Origin of the sequence: Roseibium sp., assembly GCF_965216085.1 — a bacterium.
Lineage (GTDB): Bacteria > Pseudomonadota > Alphaproteobacteria > Rhizobiales > Stappiaceae > Roseibium.
Genome location: NZ_OZ244138.1, coordinates 3,181,015 through 3,194,636, shown reverse-complemented (window position 1 = coordinate 3,194,636; position 13,622 = coordinate 3,181,015). Strand labels below are relative to the sequence as shown.

The 13,622-nt window shown below is 56.6% G+C and carries 15 protein-coding genes and 1 riboswitch; of the genes, 9 read left to right on the top strand and 6 right to left on the bottom strand.

Features of this window, described 5'->3' with window-relative positions; genetic code table 11:
• Window positions 1-64 precede the first annotated feature (64 nt).
• Window positions 65-931, top strand: coding sequence for a LysR family transcriptional regulator (locus ACOOFE_RS15035; RefSeq protein ID WP_420410805.1), 867 nt, complete (start codon window positions 65-67; stop codon window positions 929-931).
• 156 nt (window positions 932-1,087) lie between these two features.
• The gene (locus tag ACOOFE_RS15030; protein WP_420410804.1) at window positions 1,088-2,116 is read left to right on the top strand and encodes a M23 family metallopeptidase; all 1,029 of its coding nucleotides are present in this window, start codon (window positions 1,088-1,090) and stop codon (window positions 2,114-2,116) included.
• Between the two features lie 16 nt (window positions 2,117-2,132).
• Here the strand turns inward: ACOOFE_RS15030 and ACOOFE_RS15025 are convergent, their stop codons facing one another.
• On the bottom strand, window positions 2,133-2,708 hold the full coding sequence (locus tag ACOOFE_RS15025; RefSeq protein WP_420410803.1) for a MarR family winged helix-turn-helix transcriptional regulator: 576 nt from the start codon (window positions 2,706-2,708) through the stop codon (window positions 2,133-2,135).
• A 234-nt stretch (window positions 2,709-2,942) separates the two neighbouring features.
• Between ACOOFE_RS15025 and ACOOFE_RS15020 the strand changes: the two genes are divergently transcribed.
• Window positions 2,943-3,917 (top strand): EamA/RhaT family transporter, encoded by a 975-nt coding sequence (locus tag ACOOFE_RS15020; protein WP_420410802.1) that lies wholly within the window; start codon window positions 2,943-2,945, stop codon window positions 3,915-3,917.
• Window positions 3,918-4,047: 130 nt separating this feature from the next.
• On the opposite strand, the gene ACOOFE_RS15015 is transcribed toward ACOOFE_RS15020, so the two are convergent.
• The 3 genes from ACOOFE_RS15015 to ACOOFE_RS15005 form a co-directional block, all read right to left on the bottom strand.
• Window positions 4,048-4,944, bottom strand: a complete 897-nt coding sequence (locus ACOOFE_RS15015; RefSeq protein WP_420410801.1) for an ROK family protein — start codon at window positions 4,942-4,944, stop codon at window positions 4,048-4,050.
• 1 nt (window position 4,945) lies between these two features.
• On the bottom strand, window positions 4,946-5,668 hold the full coding sequence (locus ACOOFE_RS15010; protein WP_420410800.1) for a class II aldolase/adducin family protein: 723 nt from the start codon (window positions 5,666-5,668) through the stop codon (window positions 4,946-4,948).
• A gap of 148 nt (window positions 5,669-5,816) precedes the next feature.
• Complete coding sequence (locus ACOOFE_RS15005; protein WP_420410799.1) at window positions 5,817-6,752, bottom strand: pirin family protein; 936 nt, start codon at window positions 6,750-6,752, stop codon at window positions 5,817-5,819.
• Between the two features lie 180 nt (window positions 6,753-6,932).
• A riboswitch (TPP riboswitch) is annotated at window positions 6,933-7,062 on the top strand.
• A 116-nt stretch (window positions 7,063-7,178) separates the two neighbouring features.
• Between ACOOFE_RS15005 and thiO the strand changes: the two genes are divergently transcribed.
• The 4 genes from thiO to ACOOFE_RS14985 are packed head-to-tail and all read left to right on the top strand — an operon-like array spanning window position 7,179 to window position 9,786.
• Window positions 7,179-8,213: a glycine oxidase ThiO gene (thiO, locus tag ACOOFE_RS15000; protein ID WP_420410798.1), complete on the top strand. Its 1,035-nt coding sequence runs from the start codon at window positions 7,179-7,181 to the stop codon at window positions 8,211-8,213.
• Window positions 8,210-8,407 carry a sulfur carrier protein ThiS gene (thiS, locus tag ACOOFE_RS14995; protein ID WP_420410797.1) on the top strand — a complete coding sequence of 66 codons (198 nt, stop codon included), beginning with the start codon at window positions 8,210-8,212 and terminating at the stop codon, window positions 8,405-8,407. The genes thiO and thiS overlap by 4 nt, the downstream gene beginning before the upstream one ends.
• 3 nt (window positions 8,408-8,410) lie before the next feature.
• Window positions 8,411-9,184 carry a thiazole synthase gene (locus ACOOFE_RS14990; RefSeq protein ID WP_420410796.1) on the top strand — a complete coding sequence of 258 codons (774 nt, stop codon included), beginning with the start codon at window positions 8,411-8,413 and terminating at the stop codon, window positions 9,182-9,184.
• Complete coding sequence (locus ACOOFE_RS14985) at window positions 9,181-9,786, top strand: thiamine phosphate synthase (RefSeq protein ID WP_420410795.1); 606 nt, start codon at window positions 9,181-9,183, stop codon at window positions 9,784-9,786. Before ACOOFE_RS14990 ends, ACOOFE_RS14985 begins: the two co-directional genes overlap by 4 nt.
• A gap of 26 nt (window positions 9,787-9,812) precedes the next feature.
• On the opposite strand, the gene ACOOFE_RS14980 is transcribed toward ACOOFE_RS14985, so the two are convergent.
• Complete coding sequence (locus tag ACOOFE_RS14980; RefSeq protein WP_420410794.1) at window positions 9,813-10,427, bottom strand: thioredoxin family protein; 615 nt, start codon at window positions 10,425-10,427, stop codon at window positions 9,813-9,815.
• A gap of 109 nt (window positions 10,428-10,536) precedes the next feature.
• Entirely contained in the window at window positions 10,537-11,418 is an 882-nt protein-coding gene (locus ACOOFE_RS14975; RefSeq protein ID WP_420410793.1) for a LysR substrate-binding domain-containing protein, read from the bottom strand.
• On the opposite strand from ACOOFE_RS14975, the gene ACOOFE_RS14970 reads away from it, so the two are divergent.
• Window positions 11,417-11,578, top strand: coding sequence for a hypothetical protein (locus ACOOFE_RS14970; RefSeq protein ID WP_420410792.1), 162 nt, complete (start codon window positions 11,417-11,419; stop codon window positions 11,576-11,578). The genes ACOOFE_RS14975 and ACOOFE_RS14970 overlap by 2 nt on opposite strands.
• 164 nt (window positions 11,579-11,742) lie before the next feature.
• Window positions 11,743-13,242 carry a CoA-acylating methylmalonate-semialdehyde dehydrogenase gene (locus ACOOFE_RS14965; protein ID WP_141187062.1) on the top strand — a complete coding sequence of 500 codons (1,500 nt, stop codon included), beginning with the start codon at window positions 11,743-11,745 and terminating at the stop codon, window positions 13,240-13,242.
• Window positions 13,243-13,622: the final 380 nt, after the last annotated feature.

Below are 13,622 nucleotides of genomic sequence, written 5' to 3'. Positions count from 1 at the left end.
AAGATCGTGTGGTTTATGCATAAATTCAAATTATGATTTGTCAGTCTGAGATGGTGATTTCGTAATGGCTCAGCAAAAGTTCGACAAACTCCCATTAGAGTGGGTGCGGGCCTTTGAGGCGGCGGCGCGTTGCGGCAGTTTTACTGGAGCCGCTGAAGAGACCGGGCTGACCCAATCGGCGATCAGCCAGCGGATTGGAAAACTGGAAAAACTCTTGGGGACGCAGTTGTTTCTGCGTCAGCCGCGCAGCATCGCCTTGACCGTAGAAGGGGAGGCTTGGTTGCCCCATGTGCGCTCGGCTTTTGACCGGCTGCGTGACAGTTCCGAAGGGTTGTTTGGTGTCAGCCGCAACCGGTTGACAGTGTCAGCCAGCACCTCGATCATCGATTTATGGATCATGTCCCGATTGAACAGGCTTTCTGACGCCACGGGGGCGCAGTTTTCCTTTAAAACTATGGTTCTTACCGAAGACGGGTTGCAGGACGACGACATCATCCGGGTGCGCTATGGCACGGGCACCTGGCCGGTGGCCTATAAGGTGCCGCTTTATAAGGAAATTCTGGCGCCGGTGGCCGCGCCCGAACTTCTCAAGAGCAAAAAGGACTGGCATGACTTGCCGCGCATAGCCGTGTCTGGTCCGCGTCCGGGGTGGAATGATTGGATCTTGCAGTTTGGCGCACCCGCCGTGCCATTGCCGGAGTATAGGTTCGATACGTTTTCCTCGGCTTTGACCGCGGCCAAGGCTGGCCTTGGTGTTTTGCTCGGCTCGTTACCCTTATGCCAAGCCGCGCTCGCCGCCGGAGACCTGATCCGCCTGTCAGAGGATTCCTTGCCGCACCATCAGACCTATTGGCTGCTAGCCTCAAAAGAGGCGGTTTCCCCAAGGCAGTGGCAGGCATTGGAGGATGAATTGACGGAGGAATCTGTTTGAAAAACGCCTGTGTCGGCAGTTGCTGACATAATGTTCGGCATTTGGTTTTTTAGAAATTCTAGGATGTGATCAGCGCCAGTGGCCACGTTTGGAAAACCTTGACAGTTTTCACGGGTTATGTGTCTGGGGGGCATGTCTATTTTGATAGGATCTGATGTGACGCGTGCACAGGCTTTTTCATGGTTTGCAAGGGCAGTCTTCGCCCTGAGCTTTTTTGTACCTTTGCATGAAGCGGTGCAGGCGAAGGAGACGTTCCGCCTCAGCTTGCCTGTTGACTGTAAGCTGGGCCAAGACTGTTTTGTCCAGAATTACGTCGACCTTGATCCAGAGCCTGGTGTGTTGGATGCGGCCTGCGGCGCAGCAGCCTATGATGGCCATAAGGGAACAGACTTCCGGGTGTTGAACACCAAAGCAACAGCCAATGTTCTGGCCGCAGCCGCCGGCATTGTCCGCGGTGTCCGCAATGACATGGCCGACCGGCTTGTGCAGACAGAGAAAGACCGGGCTGATATCGTGGGACGGGAGTGTGGCAACGGCGTGGTTCTTGTCCATGAAGACGGCTGGGAAACCCAGTACTGCCACCTTCAAAAAGGGTCCGTTGCTGTGCAGCCGGGAGACAAGGTCGCCCGCGGACAGAAGCTTGGCCGGATCGGTTATTCTGGTCTTGCGGCCTTTGCCCATGTGCATTTATCGGTTCGAAAAGACGGTGCGGTGTTCGATCCGTTTTTGGGGCGTAGCCCGTCGGCCGAATTTCAAGATGCATGCGCCGCAGCCGGGCCGGTTCAGGAAACGTCGCTGTGGCAAGCCGAAGCAGGCGATTTATTGAAGGATGCTGCGGGCAGTCTGATAGAGCTCGGGTTTGCCAGTGGCCCAGTATCAACGGGCGAGTTGGAACGCGGCACTGTCTCACAACCGTCCGCTTCTGCTGATGCCTTGGTATTCTTTGCAAGAGCCATCAATTTGCGCAAGGGCGACCGGCTGGTTTTAAAGGTGGAGGGGCCGGATGGAGAATTTGCAGCCTCTTCCGGTAAACCGATGGAAAAGACCAAGGCGCAATGGGTTGCTTTTTCCGGGCGGAAATTGCGGGAAAAGCGCTGGCAGGCCGGGACCTATCAAGGAGAGGCGGTGCTTGTCCGAAATGGCAAAGCCGCCAGCCGGGAAACAGCGCGCTTTGTCTTGGACTAAACGTCGAGACTTTAGATCACCCCGGCTTTTTTTCGTTTGCGGAGCGGATGAGTTTTTCCAGGAGACCAGAAAGCTGGTCCTGTTCGTCTGTTGTCAGACCATCCACGGCGGTTGCCTGGGCTTTCACGTAGTCCGGCATCATGCCCTTGATCAGGTCCAGTCCCTTATCTGTGACACAGACCGTGAGCGCGCGCCGGTCTTCCGGATGCGGGCAGCGTTCCACCAGACCGGCTTTTTCCAGTTTGTCGAGGCGGGCCGTCATGCCGCCGGAACTCATCATTGTGGTGCGGTAAAGCTCGGTGGGTGTCAGCTTGTACGGCGGACCGGAGCGAACCAACGTTGCCAGTACATCGAACTCGCCAATCTTCAAGCCGATTTTGGCATAGGCCGGGGTCAAAAAATCATTGCTCATGACCTGAGAGGCTTCGTTGAGCCGGCCCAAGACGACCATCGGGGTCAGCTGGTCCCGGATTTCAGGAATTTCCTTCTGCCATTGGCGCTGGGCGCGTTCAGCCCGGTCGATCAACAGATCTTCGGGATCACCAAAGAGGTGTTGAGGATTCTTGGTTTTCTCAGAAGGGGGCTTCGTCATGGTTTGTTTCCTGGCGCGCCGGTGTCGACCAAGTCTTTGCCTCTAAAAAAGTTGAGTGGCGGGGACGGTCAGCTTTGTTGTGATTGGCCGGAAACTGCGTCAATCAAGTCTGTTTGTCAATCGACTTCAAGAAGCTTGCAAAAAAGTATCTTGATATAAAGATAAAAATGATTATGTTCATTCTCGACAAGCCGAACCGTCTGGTTCGTGAGCAATTTCATAAAGGACTTTCTTATGTCGGAGACAGCAAAAACCACTGTTGAGGGCGCCTTATCCGCTGCATCTCATCGCGGGTCTCTTTTGACGCGGCTCTATGATCAACCGCTGTTTCTTCTGCTTATCGTCGGCAGTTTTCTGGCGCTGTCGATGATCTTCGCAAAATCCGGGCCCATGGTGGGCTGGCATCCGCTTGGTCTGTTGCAGTGGTCCATTATTGGCGGCGCGGGACTTTTGTATTTCGTCACGAAACTCTTAGGCGCCGAAAGCGGCCGGGAAAGCCGGAGGGAAAGGTCCGCCAAGATCCGGCTGCTGACCTACATTTCAATCACCGGGCTTCTTTTCATCGCCCCTAATATGATCGCAGTGATGGCAGCGCCCAAAGTGGGAGCCAGTTTTGTCTCGCTGACGTTCGCCTTTCCTCTGGTCTTGACCTATGCCTTTGCCGTTTTGATCGGCCTGGAGCGGTTCAAAATGCTGCGCAGCATTGGTGTCTTGGCCGGGGTTGTTGGCGGTGTTCTGCTGGCGGGCGGCGGAGCCGGCGTGTCGGCGGAAGCCTCGTTCTGGTCGGTGGTCACGCTGGCGATCCCAGTCTTTCTGGCAGCCGGCAACATCTACCGGACCTTAAAGTGGCCGGATGGGGCGACCGCAATCGAGCTGGCCCTTGGCATGATGGTGACCGCGTTTCTGGCGCTGGTTGTCTTCAATGCGGCCATGGGAATCCCGGTCATCCCGGTCGATTGGACATCGGCAGCAGCAAGTCTGCTGATTGCAAACATCGGAGCTTTCGCGGTGCAGTACGGGCTCTACTTCCGCCTTCAGCAGGTCGCCGGACCGGTGTACCTGAGCCAAATCGGGTCTGTCGCAGCGGTCGCAGGCCTCGGTCTTGGCTACCTGGTTTTCAGTGAAATCCCGAATGCAGCCAAAATCGGCGCCATCGCCGCCGTTGCTCTCGGCATCGTCTTTGTCGCTCTGGGCAAGGGCAGAGGTTAGTTTTTATTTACACTCATGAACCGAACAAATGTCCCGGCCTTGCGCCGGGATTTTTGTTTTTGGGCATCTCTTTTGGTTCAGGTTTTCTGGTCTGATGCGTCCGGCACGGCAGAAGAAATGAAAACTCGGATCAATCGTTCCACAGCCAGGCGGCGCCGCGCACACCGGAGCTGTCGCCGTGTTTGGCTTTGCGGATAGGTGTTTCGAACGTGTCGGAAAACACAAACGGCAGCATGGCATCCGGAAGGTCGTCGTAGAGTTCGGCGATGTTGGACATGCCGCCGCCGAGCACAAAGACGTCCGGGTCCAAAAGATTGGCCGACATCGCGAGCGCACGAGCCAGACGGCTGACATAATCCCGGTAGACCTTCGTGGCGACCGGATCGCCCGCCCGCTTGAGCTCGATGATCTCGAGACCTTTGAGCGGGGTACCGGTTTTTTCCTTGTAGTCCAGCTGAAATCCGGTTCCGGAACACCAAAGATCGATCACACCGTTATGACCGATCCAGCTTTTGGGGCCTGGAAATTCTTCGGCCGTCATCCAGGGCAGGGCGATGCCGCCCCATTCGCCGCCGATACCGTTGGCGCCAAGATGGGCGTGGCCATCAATGGCGATGCCAGACCCGGACCCAGTGCCGATGATCACGGCGTGCACGATATGAGCGCCTGCGCCCGCGCCGTCGGTGGCTTCAGAAACGGCCAGGCAATTGGCGTCGTTTTGGATTCGGACTGGCCGGTTCAGCAGCGTTTCCAGATCCTTGTCGAGCGGTTTGCCATTCATCCAGGTGGAATTGGCGTTTTTCACGAGCCCGGTTTTGGGCGACAGAGACCCTGGAATGCCGAGACCGAGAGACCCGGTCAGACCAGTCGCTTTTTCCGCAGCTTCAACGAGACTTTTGACGGCCTGAAGGCAGCCGTCGTAATCATCTTTTGGCGTGCCTGTGCGCTGGCGGAAAAGTTCCTCGCCTTCATCGCCAAGAGCGATGATTTCGATTTTGGTTCCGCCCCAATCAATGCCCAGACGCATATCAGCCCACTTTCTTCGGCAGTTCAAAGGCAGCGTCTTGGCCGTCTTTCAATTCGCCGGGTTGTTTGCCGTAACTTTTGAATTTCTGCAGAATATCCGCCATTTCGGCTTCATTCAGCAGGACCGGTTCGCCGAGCGCAAGGGATGAAAGATACTGATCCGCCAAGTCTTCGACCCCTTCAGCGACCGAGAGCGCCTTCTTGAGTGTCGGGCCACCGGCAATTTGTCCGTGGTTGCCGAGAAGGCAGGCGTTCCGGTCGCCTAAGGCTTCGATCATGGCTTTAGAGAGGGCGCGGGTGCCGAAGCTCTCATAGCGGGCGCAGTCGATGCGGTCCCCGCCAGCCAGTGCCACCATGTAGTGGAAGGCGGGAATGCCCTTGCGGTGGCAGGAAAGCGCCGTTGCCCGCGGGCTATGGCAATGAACGACGGCACCGCAGGCCGGTTTCGCCAGATAAAAATCAAGGTGCATGCGCCATTCCGACGACGGCAAGATGTCTCCGCGGTAACAGCCGTTGAGGTCAACTGCGACAATCTTGGCTTCCGTGAGTTCCTCATAAGGCGTTCCCGACGGTGTGATCAGAAAGCCGTCTGTCGTCCGGGCACTGACATTGCCCGAAGTGCCCTTGGTCAGTCCGCGTTTTGGCAAGGCACGGGCCGTCTCAATAATCTCCCAGCGCAGGGCGAGAGTATCTTTTGGGAATATGGGACGTGGCTGTGCGGGCATGACAACTCCTTGAAACATCGTTGTCTTGTATAAAGGGCAAGACAGACCTTCAAGGGCAATGGTGACCGAAAGCCGTTTCCGCACCGGTTTCGGATAAAAGGCCGCTCCAAAATTGTGAAGCGGCCGTTTGTTTGCTGTCGCTATCGGATTAAGGCCCGGGCCGGTCGGGCAGGGGGATGAATTCTTCCTCGTCGCCCGGAACAATGTCGAACCGGCCCTGGCGCCAGTCTTCCTTGGCCTGTTCGATCCGTTCCTTGGACGAAGAGACGAAGTTCCACCAGATATAACGTTGTCCATCCATTGGTTCGCCGCCCAAAACAACAAAGCGAGCCGGATAGGGCGAGATGTTTTCAATCACCAGGGAATCGCCGGGCTTGAAGACCAGAAGCTGTGCCGGATCGAAAGTCTGGCCAGCGATAGAGATTTGCCCGGCGATTGTATAAATGCCGCGTTCTTCCCAGCCAGCGTCGAGTGGGACCTTTGCGCCGGGCTCCAAATGGATGTCGGCGTAAAACATCTCTGTTGCCGTCTTCACTGGCGCATTATGGCCATAAAGCGAACCGGCAATCAGCTTCACCGAGACCCCTTGATCAGAAAATTCCGGCTGTTCTTCCGTGCCAAAGTGCTGGAAGGTCGGGTCGCTTTCCTCCAGATTGTTCGGCAGCGCCACCCAACTTTGCAGGCCAAACAGCGGGCGTGTCTGGTTCATGCGCTCGGGACGTTCGCGCTCAGAATGCACGATGCCTTTACCCGCATTCATCCAATTGAGAGCTCCTGGTGAGATCGCAATTTCCGTTCCCAGACTGTCGCGGTGATACATCTCGCCTTCAAAAAGATAGGTGACGGTCGCAAGGCCGATATGCGGATGCGGTCGGACATCGACACCGCCGCCAACCAGCAGCTCTGCGGGACCCATCTGATCGAAGAAGATAAACGGGCCGACCATCCGCCGCCTGGCAGACGGCAAGGCGCGGCGCACGGAAAATCCACCGAGATCGGACGTGCGTGGGACAATGATTGTGTCAATCGGATCGCAGCTTGCCGCATCTCCGGGCGTGGGGTCGGGAACATTCAACCAGCTCATAGACCTCTCCTTAAACCTCTCATCCAAAACCAATTATGCATTGCAGCTAGAGATTGGGAAGCCGCTTGTGTTTGTCTATTGAACAGTCCGTTTCCAGGTTCCCGGTCCCACGGACCTGCAATTTGAGTTTTGAGCTTTAAGAGCACCCCTTGACAGTCCGGTCCCGGAAGAGGCATGTCAGAGCTTCACCCGGGGTGCCTCTGCGAAAGGAGGCTGAGATGCTGCTTGGCACGGATAATCCGTGCAGCGCAGGGACCCGATGAACCTGATCCAGGTCATGCTGGCGAAGGGATGGTGGGACGGTCTGTGTCGCGCAGGCTGCGTCAGTGATCTGCTGAAACTGGTTTGATCGCTGGACACCTTCTTCTCGCATTTCCAGTAGGACTAACCTTGCAGGCGGCTTACCGCTTGAAAGAGGATATTCCAATGCGGTCTTCAGTGTCGCCTGCACTTGCAGCTCAGCATCAGACCAGCGCCAATCCCGGTGCGGGCCGGACAACTGTGGTGGTCACAGGGGCGGGTGTTGCAGGACTTGCGCTTGCTCATGAGTTGGCAACGCGTGGAGCTGATGTCACCGTTGTGGATCCGTCAGGACCCGGCTCAAAAAGCGCCTCGTGGTATGCCGGCGGCATGCTGGCGCCCTGGTGCGAGCGGGAGAATGCTGCAGAAGACGTTCTTTTATTGGGCAAAGAGGCGGTGAGCTGGTGGGACGCGGTGCTGCCCGGGCATGTTTATATAAAGGGCACGCTGGTAGTTGCGCCTCCGCGTGACAGAACGGAGCTCTCCCGTTTTGCTAGTCGCACGAGCGGCTATGACTGGATTGACGGTGCGGATGTTGACGAGTTGGAGCCAGATCTGGCCGGGCGGTTTTCAAAGGCACTGTTTTTTAAAGACGAAGCCCATCTCGATCCGCGCAAGGCCCTGACAGCGCTCAAGGACAATTTGGAAAAACTAGGCGTTCGGTTTTGCCAGGCACCGGCGGAGGTGTCAGCCGGGGCGGATATTGAAGTTGATTGCACCGGCATGAAAGCTTCGGAGACGGGATTGCGCGGTGTGCGCGGGGAAATGGCAATCTTGCATGCCCCGGATGTCACTCTGTCGCGTCCGGTCCGCCTGCTGCATCCAAGGATCCCCGTTTATATCGTGCCGCGGGACAATCATCATTTCATGGTCGGGGCGACGATGATCGAAAGCGATCAGGACGGGCCGGTTACAGTCCGCTCGCTCATGGAGCTCTTGAACGCTGCCTATGCTGTTCACCCGGCCTTCGCCGAAGCGCAGATTGTCGAAACCGGTACCGGCATCCGCCCGGCCTATGCCGACAATTTTCCGCAAGTCCGGCAGGACGGAAACCGATTCTCGCTCAACGGTTTTTACCGGCATGGCTTTTTGCTGGCGCCCTCTATGGCTCAAAGGGCCGCAAACCAAATTCTCTCATCATGCAATGAGGCGATGATATGAACCTCACCGTCAACGGCGAAGATCAGACGGTCTCCGCAAAAACGTTGGATGTGCTGATTGCCGAACTTGGCTTTGAGCCGGAGTTTCTGGCAACAGCTCTCAACAGCGACTTTGTCCCGGTTGAAGAGCGGGCGGACTGTGTTTTGAAAGAGGGTGACAAGATCGAGATCCTGTCGCCGCGCCAGGGAGGCTGACCGGTGGTTTCATTTTATGGTGAAGAGGTGCAATCCCGTCTTCTTTTGGGAACTGCGCAATATCCATCTCCCCAATGTCTTGCCGACGCGGTCAAAGCGTCCGGTACGGAGATCGTGACGGTTTCCCTGCGCCGGGAAATGGCAGCAGGTGCTGGAAGGGGCGGGTTCTGGGATCTGATCCGGGGATTGAACGTCAAAGTGCTGCCGAATACGGCCGGATGCCACACGGTCAAGGAAGCGGTCACCACGGCAAAAATGGCCCGGGAAGTGTTCGGCACGGACTGGATCAAGCTGGAAGTGATCGGCCATCACGACAGCCTGCAGCCGGATGTCTTTGGGCTCGTGGAAGCTGCGAAGATCCTGATCGAAGACGGTTTCAAGGTCTTTCCCTACACAACGGCGGATGTAATCGTTGGAGAAAAGTTGCTGGACGCCGGCTGTGAAGTTCTGATGCCCTGGTGCGCACCAATTGGGTCCGCGCGAGGCCCCATTGATCCGGATGGTTTAGAAACCTATCGGGCACATTTCCCGGATGTGCCGCTGGTTGTTGATGCCGGGTTGGGGCGTCCGTCGCATGCGATGGAGGTCATGGAATATGGCTTTGACGCAGTGCTTTTAAACACTGCTGTTGCCAAGGCCGGAGATCCTGTGGCCATGGCCAAAGCCTTCGGTGAGGCCGTTTCTGCCGGGCGAACAGCTTATAAGGCCCAACCTTTAGCGCCGCGCGATATGGCGGTTCCTTCCACTCCAGTCATTGGCATGGCGGTTTTTGAATGAAGCTCGACCCTTTTTACCTCATCGTTGACAGTTCGGATTGGATCGAACGGCTGGTGCCGGTTGGCGTGAAACTGGTGCAGCTGCGCGTCAAGGATCATCCGGAGACGGACATCGCCCGGCAGATCCAAGCCTCCAAGGCCGTGTGTGAAAAACACGGCTGCCAATTGATCGTGAACGATTATTGGCAACTCGCCATTTCCGAAGGCTGTGACTTTGTGCATCTCGGGCAAGAAGATCTAGCGGACGCCGACGTGGAGGAAATCCGCAAGGCGGGTCTGAAATTGGGTGTGTCCACCCACGATGGTGACGAGCTGGACGCAGCGCTTTCTGTGAACCCTGATTATGTCGCGCTGGGCCCGGTCTATCCGACCATTTTGAAGAAGATGAAATGGGCACCGCAAGGTCTGGAAAAGATCGGCCGCTGGAAGAAACAAGTCGGCGATCTGCCGCTGGTTGCCATTGGCGGGCTCAATGTGGAGCGTATTCCTGGCGTTTTCGAGCATGGTGCCGACAGCGCTGCAGTTGTTACCGACATTACCTTGAATGCCGACCCGGAAAGCCGGACACGCGAGTGGATCGCTGCGACCGAGACGTGGCGGTAACTCAGGTCAGAATGCGGAGCAGGGGGTTACCAGATGTCGACCTTTTCCCCCGCTGCGCGGAGTGTCTGCGCCCGCTCATCCAGATACCGCTGAAAATCGCCTCCGTCATAAGCGTCAGATGCGATGAAATGCAACATCGTGTCGAAGTGGAAGGGTTTGAAGTAGCCCGGCATCGTCATCACTGTCCGCTCCTTCGCGGTTCCGGTGCCGTCCAGCGCTTCCTTTGGCACGAACATCATCGTCGGGGTGAAGTTGACGGCCCATTTGCGCACCAGCGCCCGCTCTTCCATTGCTGTTCCGTCGAAATCGACGACTTCCCGTGAGCCGCGCATATCGAGCTGGACGACCAGAAACTTCTCATTCAAGTAGTCTGTAATCCGCGGAATGCGCAGGTTCACTTCGTGCAACTCCCGGCAATAGGGGCAGCCTGCCTGTTCGATGAGGATCAAAAGATCCTTTCCGTTGTCTGCCGCCTCAGCCAAGTCATCGGCCAGTTCCAGAAAACCTTCGTGAAACCAGGGCTGAATGTGCAGTCCGTTGTCACCGAGTTCCGGCTCTGGCAATTGGTCGCTCGCGCGTGCGGGCGCTGTGGTCATGATCAAACAAAGGATGACAGCACGGCATAAACGGGCAAGCGGCATGATACTTCCTCCCTGTAAAAGGCGAAGCTTACCGGATTTCCTGTTCTCTTTCTGAATCACATTTTGATGTACTGGGCACAGGCGCTGCTCAGATCAGTACAAACCGGATCTACCCAAAAATTGCCCGGTCTCGCGCGACCTGATCGCGCAAAAAGTCTTGCACGGCTGCGACGTGGCGCAAGGGGCGGGAACTTTCGTGGGTCACCATCCAGTAAGCGCGCTTTAATTTCATGTCCGGCAAGACCGGAACCAGGTTAGGGTCCGCGCGCGCGATAAAATCGTGCAGGATGCCGATCCCGGCTCCCGCCCGGACGGCCTCAGTTTGGCCAAGGGCCGACGCAATCTCATAGCGGGCAGACCAGCCTTTGAAAAACTCCGTGCCGTAATTGAGGGACGCGGAATAAAGAAGGTCTTCTACATAGCCGATAAGGTCGTGCGCGCTTAAATCGCTTGAGTTCTTGGGCGTGCCTCGCTCTGTCAGGTAGGTCTTGGACGCATAAAGACCGAGCGCGTAATCCACCAGCTTGCCTGCGATCAGCCGCCCGGTTTCGGGCCGGTCGATGGTGACTGCAATGTCTGCTTCGCGCCGGGAGAGGGAAAACGAGCGGGAGACCGGGACAAGCTGAGCCGTCAAACCTGGGTGCTGGTGTGTCAAAAGCCCAAGGCGGGGGGCGAGATAAGCAACGCCAAACCCGTCTGGGGCACCAATGCGCACCGTTCCGGTGATTTCCGGCGTGTCGCCACCAAGATCTGCTTCGGCAGCGAGCGCTTCAGCTTCTATTGTTTCCGCGCGCTCAAAGAACCGGCTTCCAGCATCTGTCAACACGCAGCCGGACGTGGAGCGGTCGAACAGCCGTTTGCCCAGGCTGTCCTCAAGCGCTGTTAAACGCCGGGCAACAGTTGCATGGTTCAATCCCAGCCGCTTGCCGGCAGCCAGGATCTGCCCAGTGCGGGCAATTGCCAAAAAAATGCGGATGTCGTCCCAGTTCATGATTTTGCTCAATTTCTCTACCGTCGTCATCACCGGGCTTGACCCGGTGATCCATGCCGTTTCCTATCTAATGATCGTGGTCTCAGTTATTGAAGCGGAATTCACGGTATGGATTGCCACCCGTTCAGGCCGGGCGCAGGCTCTTCAAGCCCGGCAATGACGGAAAACTAACAAAACGCATTTAATATAACTATAAAAAATGCACAACGGATACGGGTTATCTCGTCTTGTATGTTGCAAAAATAAAAGCGACAACAGGTTCATGATCAACGCGGGGCGTTCAGCTGCGCGGCAAGTCGATCGGACTTCATGGGAGAAACGCAAATGGAAAAGATCGGTCATTTTATTGGCGGCAAGCGTGTCGAAGGCACCTCCGGCCGTTACGCAGACGTCTTCAACCCGGCCACCGGTGAAGTGCAGGCGCAAGTCGCACTGGCAACAACTGCCGAAATGGAAGCTGCCGTTGCAAACGCTGCTGCCGCACAGCCGGCCTGGGCCGCACAGAACCCGCAAAAGCGCGCCCGCGTGATGATGAAGTTCGTCGACCTCATCAACCGCGACATGGACAAGCTGGCGGAAAAGCTGTCTTCGGAACACGGCAAGACCTTTGTCGACGCCAAGGGCGATGTGCAGCGGGGTCTGGAAGTGATCGAATTCTGCACCGGTGCGCCGCATCTCCTCAAAGGTGAATTCACCGACAGTGCCGGTCCTGGGATCGACATGTACTCCATGCGCCAGCCGCTTGGCGTTGTTGCCGGTATCACGCCGTTCAACTTCCCGGCCATGATCCCGCTTTGGAAAATGGGGCCGGCGCTTGTTGCCGGTAACGCCATGATCATGAAGCCCTCCGAGCGTGATCCGTCCGTTCCGCTCATGCTGGCTGAACTCTTGAAAGAAGCTGGTCTGCCGGATGGCGTCCTGAACGTTGTCAACGGCGACAAGGAGTCTGTTGACGCGATCCTCGACAACCCGACCATCCAGGCCGTTGGTTTTGTCGGCTCCACGCCGATCGCGCATTACATCTACCACCGGGCCGCTGAGAACGGGAAACGGGCGCAGTGCTTCGGCGGCGCGAAGAACCACATGATCATCATGCCGGATGCCGACCTGGATCAGGCAGCAGATGCACTGGTTGGTGCTGGTTTCGGCGCAGCTGGCGAGCGCTGCATGGCGATCTCCGTTGCCGTTCCGGTTGGTGAAGAAACTGCCGATCGCCTCGTTGAAAAGCTGGTTCCGCGTGTTGAAGCGCTGAAAGTTGGTCCTTGGACAGCTGGCGATGACGTTGACTTTGGTCCGGTCGTGACCAAAGCGGCTCAAGAAAACATCCTGCGCCTGATCAATACGGGTGTTGATCAGGGCGCGAAGCTGGTTGTCGACAACCGGGACTTCAAACTGCAGGGTTATGAGAACGGTTTCTTCGTTGGCCCGCACCTGTTTGACCATGTCACCAAGGATATGGACATCTACAAGACCGAGATTTTCGGTCCGGTCCTGTCGACCGTGCGCGCCAAGACCTACGAGGAAGCCATTGGCCTTGCCATGGACCACGAGTACGGCAACGGCACCGCGATCTTCACCCGCGACGGTGATACCGCACGTGACTTTGCCAACCGGATCAACATCGGCATGGTTGGCATTAACGTGCCGATCCCTGTGCCGCTGGCCTACCACACCTTCGGCGGCTGGAAAAAATCCGGCTTCGGCGATCTGAACCAGCACGGCCCGGATGCGTTCAAGTTCTACACCCGGACAAAAACGGTCACGTCGCGCTGGCCGTCGGGCATCCGGCAGGGTGCGGAGTTCTCCATTCCGACGATGAAGTAATTCATCTGCTGGACAATAATTTAAACGGGCGGGCCATTTGGTCCGCCCGTTTCGTTTGTATTTGAGAAGTTTTTTGTCCTTCATCACAGCCAACAAAATTTGTTTTGGGCGCAGATCTGGAATTGACGAAGGTCATTTTCTTTTGTCCGGATCGATTGGATAAACACCCTATCGGGTTTCCCGTTTTCGTATCGGAGCCAGTTTGAAGGTCTTTCCTGGGTAGAAATCACCGGAAACACTCTTGAAAACGGTAGTAAACAATGGCGATTGATGGAAAACGGAATATACCGGGTATAAGACTGACGTGGATGGATATTGAGGCTAGGACGGAACACAAAACGCCTCAAAAATTTCGCGGTGGGAGCGCGGCAATTAGCTTT

Excerpts from the sequence above, each read along its gene's own strand:
- ACOOFE_RS15035 (WP_420410805.1), top strand. The coding sequence starts at position 65 with ATGGCTCAGCAAAAGTTCGACAAACTCCCATTAGAGTGGGTGCGGGCC.
- ACOOFE_RS15025 (WP_420410803.1), bottom strand. The coding sequence starts at position 2,708 with ATGACGAAGCCCCCTTCTGAGAAAACCAAGAATCCTCAACACCTCTTT.
- ACOOFE_RS15020 (WP_420410802.1), top strand. The coding sequence starts at position 2,943 with ATGTCGGAGACAGCAAAAACCACTGTTGAGGGCGCCTTATCCGCTGCA.
- ACOOFE_RS15015 (WP_420410801.1), bottom strand. The coding sequence starts at position 4,944 with ATGCGTCTGGGCATTGATTGGGGCGGAACCAAAATCGAAATCATCGCT.
- ACOOFE_RS15010 (WP_420410800.1), bottom strand. The coding sequence starts at position 5,668 with ATGCCCGCACAGCCACGTCCCATATTCCCAAAAGATACTCTCGCCCTG.
- ACOOFE_RS15005 (WP_420410799.1), bottom strand. The coding sequence starts at position 6,752 with ATGAGCTGGTTGAATGTTCCCGACCCCACGCCCGGAGATGCGGCAAGC.
- thiO (WP_420410798.1), top strand. The coding sequence starts at position 7,179 with ATGCGGTCTTCAGTGTCGCCTGCACTTGCAGCTCAGCATCAGACCAGC.
- thiS (WP_420410797.1), top strand. The coding sequence starts at position 8,210 with ATGAACCTCACCGTCAACGGCGAAGATCAGACGGTCTCCGCAAAAACG.
- ACOOFE_RS14985 (WP_420410795.1), top strand. The coding sequence starts at position 9,181 with ATGAAGCTCGACCCTTTTTACCTCATCGTTGACAGTTCGGATTGGATC.
- ACOOFE_RS14980 (WP_420410794.1), bottom strand. The coding sequence starts at position 10,427 with ATGCCGCTTGCCCGTTTATGCCGTGCTGTCATCCTTTGTTTGATCATG.
- ACOOFE_RS14970 (WP_420410792.1), top strand. The coding sequence starts at position 11,417 with ATGATTTTGCTCAATTTCTCTACCGTCGTCATCACCGGGCTTGACCCG.
- ACOOFE_RS14975 (WP_420410793.1), bottom strand. The coding sequence starts at position 11,418 with ATGAACTGGGACGACATCCGCATTTTTTTGGCAATTGCCCGCACTGGG.
- ACOOFE_RS14965 (WP_141187062.1), top strand. The coding sequence starts at position 11,743 with ATGGAAAAGATCGGTCATTTTATTGGCGGCAAGCGTGTCGAAGGCACC.